19 protein-coding genes are annotated in these 18,767 nt (G+C 43.4%); 3 read left to right on the top strand and 16 right to left on the bottom strand.

Annotation, left to right across the window (positions count from 1 at the left end):
* Nucleotides 1-245: 245 nt before the first annotated feature.
* Genes NU887_RS02190 through NU887_RS02230 form a run of 9 tightly spaced genes read right to left on the bottom strand, consistent with a single transcriptional unit; the run spans nucleotide 246 to nucleotide 9,110 of the window.
* A complete protein-coding gene (locus NU887_RS02190) occupies nucleotides 246-1,013 on the bottom strand; it encodes an ABC transporter permease subunit (RefSeq protein ID WP_258421715.1) in 768 nt (255 codons plus the stop codon).
* Nucleotides 1,006-1,749 (bottom strand): ABC transporter ATP-binding protein, encoded by a 744-nt coding sequence (locus NU887_RS02195; protein WP_258421716.1) that lies wholly within the window; start codon nucleotides 1,747-1,749, stop codon nucleotides 1,006-1,008. Before NU887_RS02195 ends, NU887_RS02190 begins: the two co-directional genes overlap by 8 nt.
* Nucleotides 1,724-2,971, bottom strand: a complete 1,248-nt coding sequence (locus NU887_RS02200) for a nitrous oxide reductase family maturation protein NosD (RefSeq protein ID WP_258421717.1) — start codon at nucleotides 2,969-2,971, stop codon at nucleotides 1,724-1,726. Before NU887_RS02200 ends, NU887_RS02195 begins: the two co-directional genes overlap by 26 nt.
* Nucleotides 2,972-3,000: 29 nt before the next feature.
* Nucleotides 3,001-3,435, bottom strand: a complete 435-nt coding sequence (locus NU887_RS02205; protein WP_258421718.1) for a nitrous oxide reductase accessory protein NosL — start codon at nucleotides 3,433-3,435, stop codon at nucleotides 3,001-3,003.
* Nucleotides 3,436-3,456: 21 nt separating this feature from the next.
* Nucleotides 3,457-4,044 (bottom strand): hypothetical protein, encoded by a 588-nt coding sequence (locus tag NU887_RS02210; protein ID WP_258421719.1) that lies wholly within the window; start codon nucleotides 4,042-4,044, stop codon nucleotides 3,457-3,459.
* Between the two features lie 57 nt (nucleotides 4,045-4,101).
* A complete protein-coding gene (nosZ, locus tag NU887_RS02215; RefSeq protein WP_258421720.1) occupies nucleotides 4,102-6,066 on the bottom strand; it encodes a Sec-dependent nitrous-oxide reductase in 1,965 nt (654 codons plus the stop codon).
* Nucleotides 6,067-6,087: 21 nt separating this feature from the next.
* The gene (locus NU887_RS02220) at nucleotides 6,088-7,905 is read right to left on the bottom strand and encodes a c-type cytochrome (RefSeq protein ID WP_258421721.1); all 1,818 of its coding nucleotides are present in this window, start codon (nucleotides 7,903-7,905) and stop codon (nucleotides 6,088-6,090) included.
* 3 nt (nucleotides 7,906-7,908) lie between these two features.
* Complete coding sequence (gene ric / locus NU887_RS02225) at nucleotides 7,909-8,628, bottom strand: iron-sulfur cluster repair di-iron protein (protein WP_258421722.1); 720 nt, start codon at nucleotides 8,626-8,628, stop codon at nucleotides 7,909-7,911.
* Nucleotides 8,629-8,678: 50 nt separating this feature from the next.
* Nucleotides 8,679-9,110: an RrF2 family transcriptional regulator gene (locus NU887_RS02230; RefSeq protein WP_258421723.1), complete on the bottom strand. Its 432-nt coding sequence runs from the start codon at nucleotides 9,108-9,110 to the stop codon at nucleotides 8,679-8,681.
* Nucleotides 9,111-9,411: 301 nt separating this feature from the next.
* Between NU887_RS02230 and NU887_RS02235 the strand changes: the two genes are divergently transcribed.
* The 3 genes from NU887_RS02235 (at nucleotide 9,412) to NU887_RS02245 (ending at nucleotide 12,353) form a co-directional block, all read left to right on the top strand.
* The gene (locus NU887_RS02235) at nucleotides 9,412-9,630 is read left to right on the top strand and encodes a FeoA family protein (RefSeq protein WP_258421724.1); all 219 of its coding nucleotides are present in this window, start codon (nucleotides 9,412-9,414) and stop codon (nucleotides 9,628-9,630) included.
* A 5-nt stretch (nucleotides 9,631-9,635) separates the two neighbouring features.
* Nucleotides 9,636-11,756 (top strand): ferrous iron transport protein B, encoded by a 2,121-nt coding sequence (gene feoB, locus NU887_RS02240; protein ID WP_258421725.1) that lies wholly within the window; start codon nucleotides 9,636-9,638, stop codon nucleotides 11,754-11,756.
* A 279-nt stretch (nucleotides 11,757-12,035) separates the two neighbouring features.
* Nucleotides 12,036-12,353: a hypothetical protein gene (locus NU887_RS02245; RefSeq protein WP_258421726.1), complete on the top strand. Its 318-nt coding sequence runs from the start codon at nucleotides 12,036-12,038 to the stop codon at nucleotides 12,351-12,353.
* A 70-nt stretch (nucleotides 12,354-12,423) separates the two neighbouring features.
* Here NU887_RS02245 and moaCB read toward each other — a convergent pair whose 3' ends face one another.
* The 7 genes from moaCB to moaA form a co-directional block, all read right to left on the bottom strand.
* Nucleotides 12,424-13,338, bottom strand: coding sequence for a bifunctional molybdenum cofactor biosynthesis protein MoaC/MoaB (gene moaCB / locus NU887_RS02250; protein ID WP_258421727.1), 915 nt, complete (start codon nucleotides 13,336-13,338; stop codon nucleotides 12,424-12,426).
* A gap of 355 nt (nucleotides 13,339-13,693) precedes the next feature.
* Nucleotides 13,694-14,140 carry a molybdenum cofactor biosynthesis protein MoaE gene (locus NU887_RS02255; protein WP_258421728.1) on the bottom strand — a complete coding sequence of 149 codons (447 nt, stop codon included), beginning with the start codon at nucleotides 14,138-14,140 and terminating at the stop codon, nucleotides 13,694-13,696.
* A gap of 4 nt (nucleotides 14,141-14,144) precedes the next feature.
* Nucleotides 14,145-15,233, bottom strand: coding sequence for a HesA/MoeB/ThiF family protein (locus tag NU887_RS02260; protein ID WP_258421729.1), 1,089 nt, complete (start codon nucleotides 15,231-15,233; stop codon nucleotides 14,145-14,147).
* A gap of 12 nt (nucleotides 15,234-15,245) precedes the next feature.
* A complete protein-coding gene (locus NU887_RS02265; RefSeq protein WP_258421730.1) occupies nucleotides 15,246-15,488 on the bottom strand; it encodes a MoaD/ThiS family protein in 243 nt (80 codons plus the stop codon).
* A 40-nt stretch (nucleotides 15,489-15,528) separates the two neighbouring features.
* Nucleotides 15,529-16,272, bottom strand: a complete 744-nt coding sequence (locus tag NU887_RS02270) for a sulfite exporter TauE/SafE family protein (protein WP_258421731.1) — start codon at nucleotides 16,270-16,272, stop codon at nucleotides 15,529-15,531.
* Between the two features lie 3 nt (nucleotides 16,273-16,275).
* Nucleotides 16,276-17,457, bottom strand: a complete 1,182-nt coding sequence (locus NU887_RS02275) for a molybdopterin molybdotransferase MoeA (RefSeq protein ID WP_258421732.1) — start codon at nucleotides 17,455-17,457, stop codon at nucleotides 16,276-16,278.
* A 9-nt stretch (nucleotides 17,458-17,466) separates the two neighbouring features.
* On the bottom strand, nucleotides 17,467-18,453 hold the full coding sequence (gene moaA / locus NU887_RS02280; protein ID WP_258421733.1) for a GTP 3',8-cyclase MoaA: 987 nt from the start codon (nucleotides 18,451-18,453) through the stop codon (nucleotides 17,467-17,469).
* Nucleotides 18,454-18,767: the final 314 nt, after the last annotated feature.

Here is an 18,767-nt window from a genome sequence, read left to right on the forward strand (position 1 = left end):
TGGAGAAGGGTCTCTTATTTTTTTGAGATCTTGAATCCTCGTACCTCGGATTCAAGATGACGGGTAACCACTGGTCCTTGACCACGCTAGCCCGGTCCGCCGCGGCGGATCCTCCTCCCCGCGCTTGATCTAGTTGAGGATTATCCTAAAGTAAGAGATTGGAAAAATTGTATGCTTACCAATTAAATCCTACGTGGGAGATAACAATTGTACTGTGTAAATTACTTCCCTGACATTCATTCCACTCAAAAATCCTTTCTCTTGAATACCCTCATTGCAGCGGAAACAGGCAAAATCATCCATACAAACATGACTGCGGAGGAAAGGAGGATTCCCTTTGCCGAACCGAAGAAATCCTGAAAGAAGGCTCCGGTATATCCCATCAAAGCGGAGATGTCCAATTGCATTAACATGATGATTCTTCCCAAATCCACTGGATTCAAAAACACCAAAGCCAAAGTGGGTTTTTCCAATGGATAATCCGCCAAACTATAAATCAGGTACAACACAAATCCATCATAAACCAAAGAGAAATAGATCCAAAATGACAGGCTGATGCCGATTGCTTTGGCCTTATCCCTAGTCAGAACTGAAGCCAAAAATGCTAATCCGGCAAAAACTACACTCAGTCCGATGCCGATTCCCAATAAGATCAAGACTGAAGAATCCGCGCCCCACAGGATCATGGGCACACCAAAACCTATTACAATGGCCAGGCTCAAGACAAACATTACCGCTAAGATCTGACTTAGGAAAACATCCCTTCTTTTGACAGGTTGGGCGAGCATAAGCTCGGTAAACTCCAGGTTATTAAAAAAATGAGTCGTGGCAAAGATGGCTGAAATCAAAGGAACTATCATTAGCATGATGTTGAGCAGACTGAGCGAAACCTTGCTCATGTCTTCCGAAACCTGGTAAATGGAGATCGCTACCAATACCATAAACAGTGTATAAAGTAAGGCAAACCTAGACTTTACAATATCATATAGGGCATATTTCAATAACTTAAACATGGCTCAATTCAGTTTTAATTTGCTTTTTTTTTAAACTCCATTCCATCAATCTTGCTATCGCGGTGGTGAATTTGGATTCTCCTGTGATATCCTTCAGGCTTTCAGTAGTGTCATTGAAGAATACCTTCCCTTCATGGATATAGATCGCATGGTTGGTCAGTTCATCCAATTCACTCAGGATATGGGAGGTGATCAGGATGAGTCTTCCCTTTTCCCGTTCTTGGATGATTTTGTTTTTCAGGATTTCTACAGCGATAGGATCTAGTCCGGCAGTAGGTTCATCGAGAATCAGAATATCCGGACGAAACATAAAAGCCAGGGAAGCACTCACTTTTTGGCGTGTTCCCCCGCTAAGGGTTCGCATGGGTTTGTCCAACATGTCCATCAAGCCAAACTCAGAGGCCAATTCCATATCATATTTTTTGATATCCGGCCGCATGTCCTGCATCATCGAGAACAGCTGGCCGATTTTGATATTGTCGGGATACCTTCCGATCTGTGGCATATACCCGATATCGGATCGGTAGGCAAAGCTACCTTTGATGGAATTGCCTTTGACGAGGATGTCTCCCGCATTTGGGATGACCATGCCAAGGATGATTTTGATCAGTGTGGTTTTTCCGGAGCCATTGGGACCCATGAGGGCATAGCTTTTTCCCGATTCAAATTCGAGGTTGAAATCCTTCAGTACTTCTAGCTTGCCAAATTTTTTATGTATTTGCTGTACGGATATCATAAGGTCTCATTTTTGGGGAGTTGTCGATCATATTTTCGGGCGTGATAGAAGGGATCACTTTTTCCATCCTGTCGAGGAGCGTCACCAGAAAGCTTCTCCAAAGAATCACGGCTGAAGGAATTTTTTCTACAATGACACTGAATAAACTGATGGGACGATAGGGAACGTCACCTGTCCGGTTTTTGTCTAGGTCGTAGCCTTCATATTTGTCCCAATAATTATTTTGTAAAGTATTCAAGACTACACTGCCGTTGGTGCTGATGTCAAATGTGTTGGCTATGAAATTGTTCTCTTCGAAAGTGTTTTGGTCACAGCTCGCCATAAGCTTGAGTGCCCATCCATTTTGTGTAAAGGAATTTTTTTGGAAAGTGCTTCGGCTGCAGCCTTCCATGTAGATCCCGATGGTATTGTTTCGGAAAATGTTACCGATCACTTCGCTGTCGGTGATGTCTTTGAGCAATATCCCGTAGGAGCTTGCTCCTTTATTTTCTTCAAAGATATTTTCCTTCATCAGGACATTTCGGGTGTACATGACCGCAACGCCTGCGCCGTTTTTTCGGAAGGTATTTTGGATGTAGCTGTTGTCATGGGAAAACATAAAATGTAAGCCATATCGGTTGTTTGCCTCGATCATGTTGCCGGTACTGACTGTATTGGTGACAAACTCAAGGTAAATGCCATCCCTGTGGCCACTTACAGTGTTTCCTTCAATGAATGAATCACGGCATTTCCATAGATGGATGCCGTTGCCGGTTTGGTATTCCCGCTCGGCATGGGAAGAAAGCCTGTTGTTTTTGATGGTTAGGTTGGAGGAATTGGAAAAGTGTAAGCCGAAGAATGTTTCTTCCAGGATATTGTCTTCTACTGTGCAGTTTTTGGAATCAAAAAACTTGATTCCTGCAGAATCGTCCATATTTGACATTCCGGTATTGATGATTTTAAGACCCCGGATATGCACATTGTCTGATGCTATCAAAAAAACGTTTCCTTTTGCTCTTCCATCAATAATTGGATAGGACTCGCCAATCAGTGTCAGGGGCTTTCGGATGGTAATTTCATTTTCAGCGAAAGTTCCTTTTTCGATGATCAAGGTATCACCTTCAGCTGCGAGAGTGACAGCAGATTGAATGGATTGACCGTTTTTGACCCTGATGGTTGAAGCTTCCAAGGAAACTGTCATCAGGATAAAAAGGGTCAGGAAAAGGAGTTTTACAGTTTTCATTTTTTTGGATTTAAAGTCCGAGTAATTTTTCACTTGAATTGTGTGACCAATTCGCCCCAAGCCAAATACACTCCTCCATGTTCGGATTTGTATGACTCTAAAGTCTTATAATCGGAAAAGGCGATGATGTTGCTTGCCATGGGGGTTTTGAATTTGTCAGACTTCAGGTAAAAAGCAACTGTAGCATCAGTCAGGCTTTCGGGTTTGGTATAGTCAGCGACGAGGATATGTTTGATGTCTTCCTGATTGACTTCATCGGATTCTAAAAATGACATCAGGCAATTGACATCGTCGAAGATGAAGATTTTCCCTTTTTGAGTCACAACTTCAGCCCCATGGACAGGATCCATAAGCTTCATTTTGCAGTGGTGACAATTGTCCTTTCCATAACTGATGGGTCTCGGCTCTGCATTGCAAGACCAGATCAACATAGAGATCAAGAGTATTTTGAGTGCATTTTTCATGATCGGTGTGGTTTATTTTTTTTAGAATGTATGAGTTTTCTTTTTCTTCCTCCATTCGGTAAATACTGCAATTGTCAAAAGCAAGGCAGATACTCCAAGAATCCATCCTCCCGTATCAGGACCTGAATAAGCTAGGAAGTTGAGGAGTTCTTTGTATCCGAGCAGCGGAGGTTGGTAAGCCATTCCCGGAACTTTGATCGCAGCAGTTTGGTCAAGGTTGTGGCCATAATCATATCCCCAAAGGTACATGTCGATCAAGACCCCGATTCCAAGCAGGATGATCATCCCAAAGAAGGAATAAAGAGCCCATCTTTTGGCTATGGCAGCCGTCAGCATCCCAAATCCGATAATGAATCCAAAGACATAGATCAGGTAGGTAAATTCAGGAAACATCTCCTCTCCGATATGCTGCATGCCGATGTAGTGGTTGACACCGTTGATGATTTCGACATCTCCGCTGAGGCGGTCTATCCATATTTTCATATTCAATCCTTCGGGGTATTGCGGAGCCCAAAGGCTGATCTGCCACAAAGGAGTAAAGTACGCGGAAACCATCAGGGCAGCTGCGATGAGTGCCAAAATCCGGTTTGTTGGGCTGATATTGTTCATTTTTTTGGATTTTAATCACCGCCGGTTTTGATCCCGGCGGTGAGGATAATGAAGCAATTATTCTGCAATTCCTGTAGAAAACTTGAGAGGCGTATTGCTACCTGCGGGTGATACCCTGAGGTAGCCTTGCATTTCTTGGTGCAATGCCGAGCAGAAGTCAGTGCAATAGAATGGGAAGACGCCTGTTCTGTCTGGAACCCATTTCAATGTGGCTGTTTCACCGGGCATGACGAGCAGTTCAGCGGTGTTGGCACCTTTGATGGCAAGTCCGTGCGGTACATCCCAATCCTGTTCGAGGTTGGTCATGTGGAAGTAAACCTCATCTCCAACTTTGATTCCTTCGATATTGTCAGGTCTGAAATTGGATCGGATACTTGTCAGGTAGATGTGGACTTTGTTACCATCTCTTTCGACCCTTGCATCATTGATGCCTTTGAGTACGTGTGGGTGGTTGTTTTCTTCCAATTTATAAAATTTCACCTGCTTGTCTTTGATCAGAGAAGCAGGGAAGGCTTCTGCGTAATGGGGTTCACCGATGGTAGGGAAGTCAAGAAGCAACTGCATTTTATCACCTGAAATGTCATAAAGCTGTGCAGAGTGGGCCAATTCAGGACCTGTAGGAAGGTATCTGTCTTTGGTGATTTTGTTGTAAGCGACCATGTATTTGCCATGAGGCTTGCCTGTCGGTCCACCGGGGATGCTCAAGTGTCCTACCGAATAGTAAGTAGGTACCCTGTCTACCACTTCCAATGTTTCGATGTTCCACTTCACGATTTCAGAAGAGACAAACATGGAAGTGTAAGCAAATCCTTTTCCGTCAAACTCGGTATGCAAAGGTCCAAGACCTGGCTTTGCGACTTCACCGTGCAATACTGATTCATATTTTAAAACCGGCATGCCATCGATATTTCCTTCAAAATCCTGCTTTTCTATCGCTGCCAGCATTTTGGTAAAGGAGAACACGGGGATGATTGCAGCCAATTTTCCACTTCCGATGATGTACTCACCCGTAGGGTCAGTGTCAGTGCCGTGCGGAGATTTTGGACATGGGATAAAGTAAACGATGTCCTTCAATTCTCTTGGGTCTAAGGAAAGCACCTCGGTCCTGATAGTAGAAGTAGCGGTGTGGGTACTTTCATCCCATTTATTGTGTGCATATTTCACCGGTACTTTTTTCCCTTTGCCTGCTGCAATATATTCCTCGGCTTTTTTCCAGTTGACCGCCATGATGAAGTCCTTGTCTTTTTGCGAAGCATTCACTTCCAAAAGCGTGTGGGCCATTTCGGTATTGTAGGTGGAGAAGAAAAACCAGCCATGTGATTTTTTCTTTCCAGCCCTTGCCAGGTCAAAGTTGAATGGAGGTGCTTCCAATTGGAAAGCAATGTCCATGTCCCCATGGTCTTTGTCAACGCTGATGAAAGAAATCGTACCCCGGAAATTGTCCTTATAAGTGTCTATCCCCACATCCCTGTCATTATCATTTCCTGTCGGAACAGAGAATCTGGTACCTGCTACCACATATTCGGTGTTTTCAGTAATGAAAGGGGAAGAGTGGTTACCGCCTGAATTGGGGATTTCGATGATCTCAACGGTTTTGAAACTTGTCAGGTCTACTCTTGCGATCCTTGGGGTATTGTTGGCATTGCCAAAAGCCCATCTGGCATCATGCTCTGCATTGGTAGTAGAGATGGCGATATGGTGCAAATCATCCCAAGGAACGAACCCATGGGAAGTGTTCAGCATCGGTTTTGTTTCTTCCGAAAAGCCCCATCCATTTTCCGGATGAACCGAAAAGACAGGAAGGATCTTCAATACCCTTCCCGAAGGAAGGCCCATTACGGACATCTGTCCATTGAAACCACCCGAAACGATGTTGTAAAATTCATCATGCTGTCCCGGTGCTACGTATACTTTGGAGGCAGCGTCTCCCGAAATGGCGGTTTGGGCACCTTTGGGTTTGCAACCATAGGCAAAAGCTACTGCAACAGCTACTCCTGCCATCAACCATAATCTTGTTTTCATTTTCTTTGGGGTTTGGATTGTTTATTGTGCAGCAGCATCCATGCTGCCGGTTTTTTCTAAATCATTTTTTCTCATAAATTCCAAAATGTGCCTGGCTTCCTCCTTAGAGATATTTTGGTTTGGCATTCTGGTGAGACATTCCTCCAACAAAGCCTGTGCGGTAGGATCTTCATCCAGCATCACATCGACATTGGTGATCATGTTCATGATCCATTCCGGTCGTCTTCTGTTGGTTACACCTTGGAAACCCGGTCCTACAAGCCTCTTGTCGTTTAGCTGATGGCAGGCGGTACATTTGAGGTCCAATATGGCTTTGCCTTTTTCGGCCAAAGCCTCATCCACAGTTGCACCCAGTTCTACACTTTTGATTTCGCCTACACCTTTTGGATCGGCTTCTTTCACTTTTTCCTCTGCGCTGGGTGGGGTATAAGTACCCTGGTTTTCACCGCCACCGCCGCAACTTGCCATCAGGAGCAAAGCTGCTCCCATGGTCATGATCATCGTACTTTTCATAGTTTTTGTGTTTTTATGTAATTGGGTTTTGATAGTATTCTCAATTGTGATTTCGGTCTCGTTGAAAGCCGGTTTGCGCCACAATCCCACCCAAATCAGCAACAGACCAAATGGAAATAAGGAAGAGGCTGTGAATAGAATCAGGGGGAAGTGGGGGATAAATCCAAGCTGCGCCCAAAGCAAGGTGCCTTGTCCAAGAAGTAAAATCTCCGAAGCCAGGAATGCCAAAGCCAGAAAGTGCCAACCCAAACCTGAAAACCTGTCTGTGGCAAGCCAGTTGTTTTTCAAAGCAAATGCTCCAATGCCAAAAGTGATAGAACCAAGCATTACCAAATGGACAAATCCGATGACATACATGCGGATGGTATAGGCGATAGTAGCCACATCAGGGATGATGAGCGCAGCCTGAATCAAAGCCTTAGCCACCAAACTCATCATTCCGATGTAAAGCATCCTGTCTATCCAGTTTTTGGGAAATTTCAGTCCCTGAAAGAGTTGAATGAAGGCAGGATCCAGTATCCGGGAATAGGCGATGACTTGGAGGATTACACCTGCAGCATTGATGAAAAACAGGGCTTTAATAGGGGTGCTCCAAGAAACTGCTAAAGCATAAGTCAGGAATAGGGATAAATGAAGGATCCATTCGCTTTTTTTGGAAACAGGAATTCTCCATCCGTTTTTTAGCAGGTAAGCAGCCAACAATCCCAAGAATCCATAGACAAACCAGCCATTGAGTTGGAAGTGCAGAAACCATTGCACACTCATGAAATACAGGGGATGAAGCCTGCCCAACAAAGCTCCCACAGGACCGATTGCCCAAAGTCCAAGACTTGAAACAAGCATCCAAATGATGGAAAATCTTACCAATCGGGTAGCGGTAGTTTCTTTGTGCCGGGAGAGGTCCTGGAGGAAGAAGAAAGCAAAGAAATAGCTTGTAATCAGGTGCAGGGATGAAAATGTGATACTATAAAGGCCATAACCTTGGAAAGGAAAACTCAGCATCATGCCTAGCGTGCTCAGGACCGAAATACCAAGAATGACTTTATAAGTCAGCAGCCTTTTGGCATCTTTTACAAAAGTGAAAACCAAAGCTCCTGTGACCAATAAATATCCCCAACCCAACAAAGCCAAGTGGGAATGTGTGTGAAGGACATGCTTGTACTCGAAGAAATTGACTTCACCGATATGGAAATACCTCATCAAAAGCCCAAAAAGCGATGCCATCAAAAAGAAGAAAACCGCCCAGAACATCCACGGCTTTGCCAATTGCCGCTCTATGGGAGAGGCAGTAGGTTTTTGGCTTATAAGTTCCGGTGCGGTTTTCATTTTTCAGGGATTCAATTTGTGAAAGAGTTCAGTAGCCTTCGGAAAGAGGATGTTATTTTCAAGATGGATGTGCTTATGGAGGTCTTCTTCAAATTCCTGTAGCATGGCAAAAGCGACTTTGTAAGTCTGACAGCCGTCGGCAGGAGTCCTATATCCACCTGTGAGTTCGGATATCAGGCGGAACCTTTCTCCTTCTGTTTCATGCTCATCTTCCATCATGTGGATGGGATTTTCAATCACTCCAAAATGGGGTTTTGAAAGGTGGAAATGACTTGAAATGGCCTCTTCCATCGCTTTGATATATGGAAATAGGATCAGTTCTTCCTTTTTCATATGGATGGTCAGCGCATCTGCCGCAAGGAAAAAGTGATCTTTGATTTCTGCCAATTCTGGATGTTTGCCTCCGTGGACAAGGACAAGTTTCTGGAGGTATGCTTTTAAAGGAGGAATGCTGTTTTCCACATAGCTATGGTGGGTTAGGGTGATGTGGTTGATGAGGTCTGTCAATCCCAGATCTGCAAAATGGATCTCTTCAGGTTGAAAGACTGCGTTTTCGAGGTCTTTTAGAATGTTTTCCATTGAGACATCGTTGACCTCACAGGCTTTCTCAAGTGTTATTCCCCCTTTGCAGCAAAAATCAATGCCGTACTCTGTGAAAACTATTGCCGCACGGAAGTTTTCCGCTACTATTCCTCCAACTTTTCTTTTTGATAAATTTTCCATTTTTAACCGTATTTAAAGACCCTTTAATCTTTTATGTAAATAATTTTTTTTCAGTATTTAAGAAAGCTGATCCCAATATTCACCCTATCGGCTACGGCTTTCAGGCTTGTTGTCATCAGCATGCCGGTGAGGTGTTCGCGGATCGCCTTAAACTTATGGTGAACAGGGCAAGGATGGTCTTCTGAGCATTTTTCCAATCCCAATGCACAGCCTGTGAACAACATTTCCCCGTCTATTGCTTCTACAATTTCTGAAAGGAAGATCTTGCTTGGATCACCTTGAACATGGAATCCGCCATTTGGTCCTTTGACTGAATGGAGCAAGTTATGCCTGACTAAGTCCTGTAAAATTTTTCCTGTAAATGCTTCCGGGGAGTTGATTGCTTTGGATATTTCCTTCAATCCTGCCCTTTCTTGTCCTTGTGGTAGTGTTGCCATATAGATCATGGCGTTGATGGCGTATTTACAGGCTTTCGAAAACATACATTCTTTAATACAGGACAAATATATCTTTTTTATATTAAAGACAAAAATATCCTTTATTAATTTTCTAAAAAATTGGAATAGTGTCCAGGTGGGAGCTGAGGGATTTAATTTCGGAAAGGGCCTGTTTGAGGTTTCATTACTTATGATTCTTCACGAAATTCTGGATTTGGAATCAATTATTATTTGGGGTGATAAATTTTTGGAACTTATACACAATTATTTAGATTGAATATAAATAAATTATGGGTTTCTTTGATAAAATCCATTAATTTTCGCCCTCTTAAAAAAGAGTAATAAAATGACCGCAGCAAACCTCACCTTACAGCAATCAGCCTTCATAGATAGTATCGGAGATACTGATATTTCCATTAATTTCTTGGAGTTGGGGATATTGCCCGGAAAAGAGATAAAATTGTTGAAGAAAGCTCCTTTTGGTGGACCCATGGCATTTTTGATTGAAGAAAACATCATTGCCCTTAGACAGCAGGAAGCCATTTTGATCAATTTAAAATCCTAAGCTGAATGGAAACTACCCTTGCCACCCAAACAAAAACCATCGCAATTATCGGTAATCCCAATGTGGGAAAATCCAGTATTTTCAATCAGCTGACAGGATTGAACCAAAAAATAGGAAACTATCCCGGAGTAACTGTGGACAAGACGGTTGGTTTTATCCGCATTGGAGAGAAAGAGTTTAACCTGATTGACCTACCTGGTACTTACAGTCTTTACCCAAAGTCAGAAGATGAGGTCATTGCGCACAGGGTTCTGAATGGTTTGGGTCAAGAAAAACCTGATTTTGCATTGGTTATCCTTGATGCCTGTAATTTGGAGCGGAGCTTGTTGCTTGGTACACAGGTGATGGATTTGGGTATTCCGATGGCTTTTGTGGTGAACATGAAAGACCTGGCCCACAAAAAAGGCATACACATCAAGACTTTTGAATTATATAAATCCTTGGGTGTACCCTTGGTTTTGACAGATGCAAGAAACAATGAAGGGATGGATTCCATCCGTCAGGTGATGTCTGAAGAAAAATTTGAATCACCCAAACCGCTATTGGTTTCAGCGGATTTTGCCAATCCGGAACTGCTCAATCAAGTAAAGCAAAGGTTTGGTTTTGAAAATTCCTATCAGGCATTTCAATTGTTGGTTTTCGGCGAATTTGACAAGACCCTTTCCATCGCAGACAAAGATTGGCTGAATGAAAAATCCAATGTTTTTGACTTTGATAGCAAAAAGCAGCAAGTCCGGGAAACAGAGGCGAGGTATGTGAAAATATCGGAAATATTAAAAAAGGCTGTTTCAAGGGACAAAGTCAAATCCAGCAATGTGACGATTTCTTTAGACAATGTTTTCCTGAGTCCTGTTTTTGGCTTTGTTATTTTTCTTGGAATCATGCTTTTGATATTTCAGGCGATTTTTGCTTGGGCGTCTTTTCCGATGGATTTGATTGATGTGGGATTTGCGGGACTGAGTGGATGGATTTATGAAAATCTTCCCGCGGGAGTTTTGACGGATTTGCTGGCAGAGGGGATTGTCCCCGGCATAGGTGGTGTTGTGATTTTCATTCCGCAGATTGCCATGCTCTTTGGATTTTTGGCCATTTTGGAAGATACGGGATACCTGTCTCGGGTTGTTTTTTTGATGGACAGGTTGATGCGTCCTTTTGGCCTTCATGGCAAAAGTGTCGTACCATTGATCTCCGGTATGGCCTGTGCCATTCCCGGTATCATGGCGGCAAGGAATATCAGCAATTCCAAAGAAAGACTAATCACCATTTTGGTGACTCCTTGGATGAGTTGTTCAGCAAGGCTTCCTGTCTACATTATTTTGATTGGCTTGACTGTTCCTGATACCCTTTGGATGGGCGTCAGCCTTCAGGCAGTGGGATTATTGGCCATGTACCTGTTGGGGGTGTTGTTTACTTTATTGGGAGCTTTGGCCTTGAAGTTTATTTTAAAGACAAAAGAAAAGAGCTATCTGCTTACCGAATTGCCGATTTACAGGTTGCCGAGATGGAAGACAGTCCTGCTCACCATGTTCAACAAATCCAAGATTTTTGTGTTGGAAGCAGGTAAGGTAATTTTATCCATATCTATTGTGCTTTGGGTTTTGGCGAGCTATGGCCCTTCTGGAAAAATGGAAGCGCTTGAAAATGAAAAAACAGCAATCTTGGAAAATACTCCCGAAGCGGGATGGCCCACTGTGGAGGAGATCTATGCCTCCAAAAAACTCGAGACTTCCTTTATCGGAATCATGGGCAAAGCCATAGAACCTGCAATCAGACCCTTGGGATATGACTGGAAAATCGGGATTGCTTTGTTGACATCCTTTGCAGCAAGGGAAGTTTTCGTCGGAACGATTGCAACGATATACAGTATTGGAGGAGATGTCGAAAACGAGCTGACCATTCGTGAAAAACTTGTAAAAGAAGTCCATTCAGATACCGGAGAAAAGGTTTTTGATAAGGCAACTGGATTTTCACTAATGGTTTTCTATGCCTTTGCGATGCAATGCATGAGTACCTTGGCAGTCGTCTACCGGGAAACTAAAAGCTGGAAATGGCCTATCCTTCAGACTGTGGTCATGACCGGAATTGCGTATTTGGCAGCATTTATCACTTATCAGATTTTCTCTTAATTATGTGGCAGGAACTTGTTGTTTTCGGATTGTTTGCCTTGGTTTTGGGAACTTGGGTTTTCAGGACTTTTATACGAAAACCAAAAAAATCCCAATCCGGTCCAGGTTGCGATAAATGTGGGGTGTGATTTATCCTTTTATACTTTACTGAATTGTGGGTTTAAATGATTTTTTCATAAATAAATTTTATATATAAGATTATAAATATAAATATTTACTAATGAATTGTTCTTCGCAATTTTGTAATGTCAAAAGAATCAGACCTTAAACGTTACAAAAATGAGCAGGAATAAGAACATTACTTTGATCAAAGGGGAATTTGAAACCGAAGAGGCAAAAGATATTTTGAGAAACCTGCTCGATTTTAAGATCAGATTTCATCAGATCAAAAGCTTCAATTCTGAATTGAAATACGGTGAAAAAGACGCTCGCTCCCAAGCTAGGATCCTTGAACTTAAAGAAAGCATGCAAAAAATGCTTGAAATCATGGAGGAAGCAGAAGAAAACGGACATAGCTTAAACATTGACGCTAAAATTGAAATTGAATTTCAGCAAGAAAAAACAAATCCTTTAGAAAAAGTGGTAATTACCCAATAAAGTATACAATCAGACCTTTTCGAATAAAAAAATGGGGAAAATAATTCCCCTCTTTTTTTATTTAGATTTTTTATCCGTCATGTCTTGCCCCTTCCATGACCTTGAAAATATGAAGAACAGCAGGGAAAATTGCATCCATGGACTCGGCAGCTCCTTTTGTCGAACCGGGTAATGCCAACACCAAAGTGTCTCCAATCAATCCCGCCACACTTCTAGACAACATGGAATAGGGAGTCCGCTGTTGTCCATAGGCACGGATTGCCTCCTCGATGCCCGGTACTTCTTTTTCCAAAAGCGGCTTGATGGCTTCAGGTGTCACATCTCTTGGCGACAAACCTGTGCCTCCGGTAAAAATCACCAAATTCATACCCTCGGCAGAATACTGCTTTAATTTTTCCTGAATGATAGCTGTCTCGTCAGGAATCACCATATAGTCTCCAATGATGACACCTTGTTTTTCCAACTTTTCGATAATGGTCTTTCCTGCCATGTCCTCTTTGGTTCCCTTGGATATTGTATCCGAACAGACCACCACGGCAGCTTTGAGTCCTTGATTTTCTTTTTTGGCAAAATCCGTCTTGCCGCCTTTCTTTTCCAGCAATTTGATTTGATTGATGCTGATGCCCTTGTCAATAGGTTTGAGCATGTCGTACATCGTCAGGGCCACGACAGAGGCAGCATGCATGGCTTCGACTTCCACCCCGGTTTTGTAGATGGTATGGATCTCCGCATGGATGTGGACATCCAATCCTTCAATTTGATAGCTTATGGCAGTGAATTCTATCGGCAGGGGATGACAATCCGGGATCATATCCGAAGTGCGTTTGGCAGCAAAAAGTCCCGCTGTCTTCGCCATTTCAAAGACATCACCTTTTGGTACCTTCCGCTGAACGATGGCATCGATGGTTTCCTGTGAACTCACTGAGACAATTGCCTGTGCAATGGCTTTGCGGAGAGAGGGAGATTTGTGGGTAATGTCGACCATTTTTTAGAGTATCAAGATTTTAGTATCAAGTAAACAGAAGCGAGAAACGAGAGCCGAGAAGCGAGATTCTGGAGTCATAGTTGGCAGTGGCAGTTGGCAGTGGTTAGGTTTTAAGAAGCGGGAAGCGAGAGCCGAGATTTTGGAGTGAGGTATGAAGCCTAAGCATCAAAAATTACAACGCGAAGGACCCAAGCCTTCAACAATTACAATTCGACTGGTTTCAGGTAATGGTTTGGAAATCAGTTAATAAAATAACCAAATAACCAATTTCGACAACCGGACAACGCGAAGCATACAACCCGACAACTATTACAACCATTATCACAACTACAACAACTACAACAACTAAAACCCTTCAAACATTCTCCTTCCAGACCGAGCCGTCGTTGTCTATCAGTTCTTTTCCCCAGACAGGAACTTCTTTTTTGATCCTTTCCACCAATTCTTCGCAGGCATCTATGGCAGCTTTGCGGTGCTTGGATGAAGTGAATACAAAGAGGCAGATTTCACCGGCTTTTACCTCTCCGAGACTGTGGTAGATATGCATGCAGCTCAAAGGGTATTTGGCAAATATAGCTTCCCTGATCTCAAAGGCCTTTTCCAACGCCATTTCTTCATATGCTGTATACTCAATCGCAGTGACTTTTCCGCCTTCTTTTTCATCTGCCCTTACTTGTCCGAGAAAGATGCTGTGTCCGCCGATATCTGTTTTGGAACTGTGGTTGGCGATGGACTTGGCGATGGATTCTGGGGAAATAGGTCCCTGAACAAAGATGTTTTTTGGGCTTCTTTTGGTTTCCATGTACTTATTTATAAATCGGTGAATCAGGGGCTTCAATGCCTCCTGATATTGAATGTATCTTTTTTCCTGGAAAATGCTTTTCCAACATTTTTACTGCCTTCAAACTTCGGACTCCGCTTTGGCAAAACAACAAGATCAATTCCGAATTGAGCCATTCTTGGTGCTTTTCATCTATCAGGTCCAAGGGCACAGATTGATATTTAAATCCTTTCAGTTTTGGGAATTCATCCGCTTCCCTGACATCAACGAGTGTTCCTCCGGGGAATTTATTCAATAAGGCAAAAGCTTCTTCCCAATCAATAGAGTCACCATCTCCACAAACTACGGCATAATCTGTTGCCTCCAAAGCTTCCATCGAGGAAGGAATCCCTTTCTTTGAATCCTGATTTTTGCTCAGTTCCATTGTATAGGCTTGATGGCTGAGCAGATTGTAAAACAGCATCTTGTCCACCAAGGTTTCCCCGTATCCTGTCAGATATTTTATAGTTTCTGCTGCCTGTAAGGTCCCAATTATTCCAGGCAAAACCCCCAAGACTCCGGTTTCATTGCAGTTGGGAATTTCGTAGGCAGTAGGAGGATCGGGGAAAATATCACGGTAATTGATGCTGTTTTGGCCGTTTCCATTCAAGATTGCAACCTGCCCCTCGTTTTGGTAAACTGCCCCAAACACCAGGGGTTTTCCCATAAGGACGCAGGCATCATTGACGAGGTATCTTGTGGGAAAATTGTCCGAACCGTCAATGATCAGGTCGTATTTGGAAAATATCGCCTTGATGTTTTGCGTGGTGATGAATTCCGGGATGCAGTTGATCTTGATATCGTGGTATTTTGCTTTGAGAAAATGGGCGGCAGTTTCAGCTTTGTATAGTCCCAAATCTCCCTCTCCAAAGAGTACTTGTCTGTTTAGGTTGGATAATGATACCACATCTCCGTCCACAATGCCTATGGTTCCGACACCTGCGGCAGCGAGGTATAGTAATACCGGGCAACCCAAACCGCCTGCACCGATGACCAATACCTTCGCCTGCTCCAGCTTGTGCTGCGCTTCTTTTCCAAATCCGGGCAATATGTATTGTCTTTCAAAGCGGTCCATATCATCTTTTTATTAACCTCCTGAAAAAGGAGGTAGCAACGCCACTTCAGCACCTACAGGAATGGCTGTCTTTCCGACTGCCATTTTTTTGTTGATTGCAATGCTAAACTTGGTATGCTGAAGGTCGGGGTATTGTTGGTAGAGATAGCCTAATAAAACCTCTGTGTCCTGCATGTATTCCAATTCCAATAGGTTGGTTTTGATTTTTTCGGCAATCATTCCGAATGCAACCACACGGATTTTTGTAATTGTCATAGGTTCTAATTTACATATTAGATTTGGAATAATTAGATTTTCAGTCTGGCCAGATCAACTTTACTGCTGCAATAAACAAAACCACGGTAAGGAGGTATTTGATCATGATGGGATGGAATTTCTTTGCGCCAAGATAAGCCCCCAAAGCACCGCCGGCAATTGTTAGCGGCATTACAATCCAAAGTTGCCGATCAATCTCCACCTGAAAACCATCTGCTCCAAGGAACCCGGAAACGGAATTGAAGAAGATAAACAGCGCTGAAACGGCGGCGGTTTCTTTCATATTGGTCCAACCCAACATCAGCAAAATCGGAGAAAGGATGATTCCGCCTCCTATGCCGATCAAACCGGAAAAGAAGCCAATTACCAAACCCAAGACTGGTCCCATCCACCACTGTCTTTCCATGGAAGGACGGTCTGAAATAGGGAATACATTCAAAAATCTCAGGATGGGGAAAAACAACAATACCCCCAAAATCCTTTTGTACAAAACGGTATCCACCAATATACTTCCACCAAAATATGCAGCAGGTATCGAGAAAATGACCAATGAGATAAACAGGGAAGTCGGGAAAGTGCTTGCCTTCCGAAAGGAAAGAAATGCCATCAGCGAGACAAACATATTCATGATCAAAGCTGTGGGACGGATTTGCTCAGGGGCAAAGTTCAACAAGGCCAAGACCATCAAGTAGCTGCTAGCACCGCCATGACCCACGGAGGCATACAAAAAAGCCACGATGGGAAGTATGAGGTAGAGTATAAATTCATTCAATCCATCTGCCATATTTTACCATTCATAGATATTGACTTTGGAACCTTTCTCTAAAAACTGCACTTCTTCTCCGACTTCGGCAATGCAGTTAGCAGATCCATAAGAAATAAGGTTAAAGGATTCCTGACCGGGCAGGACGATTACTTTTCCATCCTCGAGTTTTGCTTTGAGGAAAAAAGTGAGGTTGGCATTTTTATCAAAATCTTCTGCCAAAGGGAAATAGCCACTTGGTTTCCATACCTCTGATTTTCCTATCCACGCTTCGAGACAAGGTTTTACATATTGCTGAAAACAGGTTAGGGTAGAAGCTGGATTTCCCGGCAAGGCAAAAACCCATTGGTTTTCACGTTGCCCGACAAAAAGCGGTTTTCCAGGCTTTTGCCTCACTTTATAGAAAAGTTCTTTGACTCCAGCCTTCCGCAATCCCTCTTTGACATAATCATATTCACCCACAGAAATGCCTCCCGAAAGGATCAGGATGTCATATTTTCCTAAATAGTCATTGATTTTTTCCTGCAGTTTTTCAGGGTCATCGATGGCTTTGCCGATTTGGATAGCATGGATTCCAAGCTGATGGAGGTAAGATTCGAGGATGGGTCCATTGGCGTTGTAGATTTTCCCAAACTCCAAAGGTTTTCCGATTTCCTCCAATTCATCGCCTGTAAGGATTATCCCAACAGCAGGAGGGCTGTAAACGTGGATTTTTTCCATTCCGACCGACGCCAATAAGCCTACCATTCCAGGTGTAATTGGGCTGCCTTTTTTTGCAATGAGGTCTCCGGATTTGTTTTGGGCTCCTTTTGCCCGGAAGTTGGCTCCTTTTCTGAATTTCTCAGGATCAAATACCAATTGTCCGTTTTCTATCTTTACCCACTCTTGAGGAATAACCGTGTCCGCGCCGGCAGGGACAGGAGCGCCGGTAAAAATGCGGATGGCCTCATTTTGATCCAAAGTCAACACCTCCATATCTCCGGCTTTGCTTTTGGAGATCGGACGGAGCTGTCTTAAAGGATTGCCTTCCTGCCAAAAAATGGCATAGCCATCCATGGCTGAATTGTCAAAAGAAGGAATATCTATAGGGGAGAAAATATCCTCCGCCAATACCAAACCGTTGGCAGCGCCAAGGTCAACAAAAATTCTTTTGCCGAGAATCAGGTGGTCGTTGAGGATTTTTTTTGCTTCGCTTACTGAAATCATAGATAAAGGCTAACCGCCGATTTTGATCATGCTGCGGTTTTCGATTTTGTCTGCTTCGGCTTTGAGGTAATCAGGTGAAAACTGTCCTCCGAGCATGGCATGTTTGCGGAAAATGGAAAGCCTGATCAGGGGCAAGATGTCCTCACCTTTGCGAAGCGTCCCCAATAGGTCCATTTCCTCTTTGCCAAAAAGGCAATTCTTCATCTTGCCGTCTGCCGTAATCCGCATCCTGTTACAGTCGCCGCAGAAGTGTTCACTCATCGTGGTGATAAAGGCAAAAGTCCCCTCATAACCTACCACTTTATATTTTTTGGCTGTATCATGGACCTGATCCTGCAGTTTGACGACCTCCATTTCGGCCTGCACCACCTCGAGCATCTGCTTGGCGGTGATGACTTTTTCACTTTTCCAATGGTTGCCCGAAAAAGGCATAAACTCGATGAAACGGACGTGAAGTGGAAGTTTTTCAGTGATCCTTACAAAGTCCAAGAGTTCATCTTCAATGATTCCATTGAGAGCTACGGCGTTGACCTTGACTCGGAAACCATGCTCAAGTAACAGAAGGATGTTATCCCAAACCTGTTGGAATTGGTTTCTTTTGGTTAGTTTGAAGAATGTTTCGGGATTCAGGGTGTCAAGACTGACATTGAGGGAACGGATTCCGGCATCCTTAAAAAGCTGCAAATGCTTGTGCACCAAAACACCGTTGGTGGTCATGGTGAGTTCTACCGGTAACTTGGAAAGCCGCTGTACAATATCAGGAAACTCTTTTCTGACCAAAGGTTCGCCACCTGTCAACCTGATTTTCTTAACTCCGAGGTCCACAAAAGTCTTGGCGATCTGTTCAATCTCTAAGGTGGACATGAGTTTGGAATTGGGCAGGCACTCGATTTCCTCATTGGGCATGCAATAGGCGCAACGGAAGTTACAGCTATCGGTCAGCGATATCCGGAGGTAATTGTGGATCCTGTTATGTTGGTCAATTAGCTTTTCCAAAAGAGGAGTCTTTTTCTGTCAGATTCAAATTTGCCAAGATTTGATTAGAATAAAAAGGAGAATTATATCAAGTATAAAGAACCAAGTTTCAAGAAGTGAGAGACGAGAGACGAGAGGCGAGAACCGAGAAGCGAGAATGAAAAGTATCAAGTTTCTAGGAAGTCGCCAGTCTCAGCAGGCAGTGATCAGTCGAGATTCAATCGTCAATGCGAAGCAGATTATCAGAAAACTGAAAACCTGATAAGACGAAGCATACAACTATTACAACCACTAGAACAATTAGAACCAATCCCCTAGAGACCCTTCGACTTCGC

The sequence above is a fragment of the Aquiflexum gelatinilyticum genome (assembly GCF_024741135.1).
Lineage (GTDB): Bacteria > Bacteroidota > Bacteroidia > Cytophagales > Cyclobacteriaceae > Cognataquiflexum > Cognataquiflexum gelatinilyticum.

Bases quoted from the DNA above. Each gene is read 5' to 3' on its own strand.
- NU887_RS02190 (WP_258421715.1), bottom strand. From the start codon at position 1,013: ATGTTTAAGTTATTGAAATATGCCCTATATGATATTGTAAAGTCTAGG.
- NU887_RS02195 (WP_258421716.1), bottom strand. From the start codon at position 1,749: ATGATATCCGTACAGCAAATACATAAAAAATTTGGCAAGCTAGAAGTA.
- NU887_RS02200 (WP_258421717.1), bottom strand. From the start codon at position 2,971: ATGAAAACTGTAAAACTCCTTTTCCTGACCCTTTTTATCCTGATGACA.
- NU887_RS02205 (WP_258421718.1), bottom strand. From the start codon at position 3,435: ATGAAAAATGCACTCAAAATACTCTTGATCTCTATGTTGATCTGGTCT.
- NU887_RS02210 (WP_258421719.1), bottom strand. From the start codon at position 4,044: ATGAACAATATCAGCCCAACAAACCGGATTTTGGCACTCATCGCAGCT.
- nosZ (WP_258421720.1), bottom strand. From the start codon at position 6,066: ATGAAAACAAGATTATGGTTGATGGCAGGAGTAGCTGTTGCAGTAGCT.
- NU887_RS02220 (WP_258421721.1), bottom strand. From the start codon at position 7,905: ATGAAAACCGCACCGGAACTTATAAGCCAAAAACCTACTGCCTCTCCC.
- ric (WP_258421722.1), bottom strand. From the start codon at position 8,628: ATGGAAAATTTATCAAAAAGAAAAGTTGGAGGAATAGTAGCGGAAAAC.
- NU887_RS02230 (WP_258421723.1), bottom strand. From the start codon at position 9,110: ATGTTTTCGAAAGCCTGTAAATACGCCATCAACGCCATGATCTATATG.
- NU887_RS02235 (WP_258421724.1), top strand. From the start codon at position 9,412: ATGACCGCAGCAAACCTCACCTTACAGCAATCAGCCTTCATAGATAGT.
- feoB (WP_258421725.1), top strand. From the start codon at position 9,636: ATGGAAACTACCCTTGCCACCCAAACAAAAACCATCGCAATTATCGGT.
- NU887_RS02245 (WP_258421726.1), top strand. From the start codon at position 12,036: ATGAGCAGGAATAAGAACATTACTTTGATCAAAGGGGAATTTGAAACC.
- moaCB (WP_258421727.1), bottom strand. From the start codon at position 13,338: ATGGTCGACATTACCCACAAATCTCCCTCTCTCCGCAAAGCCATTGCA.
- NU887_RS02255 (WP_258421728.1), bottom strand. From the start codon at position 14,140: ATGGAAACCAAAAGAAGCCCAAAAAACATCTTTGTTCAGGGACCTATT.
- NU887_RS02260 (WP_258421729.1), bottom strand. From the start codon at position 15,233: ATGGACCGCTTTGAAAGACAATACATATTGCCCGGATTTGGAAAAGAA.
- NU887_RS02265 (WP_258421730.1), bottom strand. From the start codon at position 15,488: ATGACAATTACAAAAATCCGTGTGGTTGCATTCGGAATGATTGCCGAA.
- NU887_RS02270 (WP_258421731.1), bottom strand. From the start codon at position 16,272: ATGGCAGATGGATTGAATGAATTTATACTCTACCTCATACTTCCCATC.
- NU887_RS02275 (WP_258421732.1), bottom strand. From the start codon at position 17,457: ATGATTTCAGTAAGCGAAGCAAAAAAAATCCTCAACGACCACCTGATT.